Genomic DNA, 1,402 nt, shown 5'->3' with positions numbered 1-1,402 from the left:
GCCAGGTCCGCGACCAGTGCCTCGTACAGCTCCAGGGCGCGGTCGAGTTCGCCGACCTCGCGGTGGCCCGCCGCCTGCGAGCGCCGGGTGTCGAGCGTCTCCGGGTGGTCGGGGCCCTGGAGCCGGGCGCGGTCGGCCACCAGCGTTTCGTACAGTTCCGCCGCGCGCCGGTGCTCCCCGGCGTCCCCGTGCGCGGAGGCGAGCCACCACCGGGCGCTGAGGGTGCGGGGGTGCTCCTCGCCGTACAGCAGGACGCAGTCGGCGACCAGTTCCGCGTACAGCTCCACGGCGCGCGGGTGGTCGCCGCTCTCGTCGTGGGTCCGCGCCAGCTGGAGGCGGGCGCTGAGGGTGGTGGGGTGCCCGGCGCCGAGCGTCAGGGTCAGGTCGGCCAGCACCCGTTCGCGTTCGGCGAGCGCCTCCCGGATCCGCCCCGCGCACTGGAGGGCGTAGGCCAGGCCGGTGCGGGCGTTGAGGGTCTGCGGGTGGTCGGGGCCGTGGACCCGGTCGTAGTCGGCCACCAGCCGTGTGCGCAGTTCCACGGCCTGCCGGTGGTGCTCCGCCGCGCCGTGCAGCCAGGCCTGCCAGCCGCGGGTGTGGAGGACGGCGGGGTGGTCGGCGCCGAGCACCCGCAGCCGGTCGGCGACGAGTCGGTCGCACAGCTCCGCCGCGTGCCGGTGGTCGCCGGCGTCGCCGAGGGCCCGGGCCAGGCTCAGCCGCGCCTCGAAGGTCTCGTGGTGGTCGGGGCCGTGGACCCGCTCGCGGTCGGCGAGGAGCCGTCGGCATGCGGCGAGCGCCGCGCGGGGGCGCCCGGCCAGCAGCAGGGTGCGGGTGAGGTTGGACCGTTCGTCCAGGGTGTCCGGGTGGTCCGGGCCCTGGATGCGGGCGCGGTGGGCCACCAGGTCTTCGAACTCGGCCAGTTCATGGTCGGTCCGGCCCGCGACGCGCAGCGCGTAGGCGAGGTCGCTGCGCTCCTCCAGGGTGCCGGGGTGGTCCGCCCCCTGGACGCGGGAGCGGCTGCGGACCAGCGCCCGGTGTTCGTCCACCGCCGTCCGGAGTTGGCCCGCCTCGCGGTGGGCGTGGGCGAGACCGCTGCGCACGTCCAGGGTGTGGGGGTGGTCGGGCCCGAGGACGCGGGTGTAGTCGCGGACCAGATCGGTGAACCGGGCGACCGCCGAAGCCGGGTGCCCGGCCTCGCAGTAGGCCGTCGCCAGTCGGCCGCGTGCGAAGAGGGTCTGCGGATGGTCCGGCCCCTGCACCCGGACGTGGTCGGCGACCAGCGCCTCGTACCCGGCGACCGCGGCCCGGTGGTCTCCCGCGACGACGTGGGCGGCCGCGAGCCAGTCGCGGCTGGTCAGGGTGTCGGGGTGGTCGGCGCCGAGCAGGCGGGTCTGGTCATGCCCCT

The 1,402-nt window shown here is 76.7% G+C and carries 2 protein-coding genes (1 of these 2 running past the window's edge); both read right to left on the bottom strand.

Annotated elements, in window-relative coordinates:
* Positions 1–1,355 (bottom strand): tetratricopeptide repeat protein (locus ACFVX9_RS28630; RefSeq protein ID WP_387984255.1); only part of this gene is annotated, 1,355 nt, incomplete at its 3' end.
* On the bottom strand, positions 1,352–1,402 hold the 3' end of the coding sequence (locus ACFVX9_RS28625; RefSeq protein ID WP_387984252.1) for a tetratricopeptide repeat protein. It continues 2,058 nt past the right edge of the window; 51 of the gene's 2,109 nt are visible here — the last part of the coding sequence; the start codon falls outside the window, past its right edge; it ends in the stop codon at positions 1,352–1,354. The genes ACFVX9_RS28625 and ACFVX9_RS28630, both read right to left, overlap by 4 nt.

This window comes from Kitasatospora sp. NPDC058243 (assembly GCF_042882025.1).
Classification (GTDB): domain Bacteria; phylum Actinomycetota; class Actinomycetes; order Streptomycetales; family Streptomycetaceae; genus Kitasatospora.
This window is presented reverse-complemented; position numbering and strand designations above follow the sequence as displayed.